The sequence below is a fragment of the Campylobacter sp. W0014 genome (assembly GCF_020135975.1).
Lineage (GTDB): Bacteria > Campylobacterota > Campylobacteria > Campylobacterales > Campylobacteraceae > Campylobacter_D.
Genome location: NZ_JACHTR010000125.1, coordinates 1 through 276, shown reverse-complemented (window position 1 = coordinate 276; position 276 = coordinate 1). Strand labels below are relative to the sequence as shown.

1 protein-coding gene is annotated in these 276 nt (G+C 22.8%); it reads left to right on the top strand.

Annotation, left to right across the window (positions count from 1 at the left end):
• A partial coding sequence (locus tag H2277_RS09245) for a contractile injection system protein, VgrG/Pvc8 family (RefSeq protein WP_337201990.1) occupies window positions 1-276 on the top strand: 276 nt, incomplete at both ends.

The following is a 276-nucleotide window of genomic DNA, read 5'->3' as shown; positions in this document are numbered from 1 at the left end:
AAAATACAAACACTTTTTTTCTTTTAAACTAGAATCTGTTTTAAAAAGACTTTCTTTAAATAAAGCCAATCGTATTTATACTCATACTAATATTATAGAAGTGATCAAACAAACCCTTGGTTTTTATCAAGATATCTTACATAAAGAAATTGATTATTCTAATATACATTTTAATTATGAAGAACAAGAACTCATTTCTCAATACAATGAAAGTGATTTAGACTTTATTACAAGATTAAGCCATAATAATGGAATCTTTTTTTATGAAGATGAGAA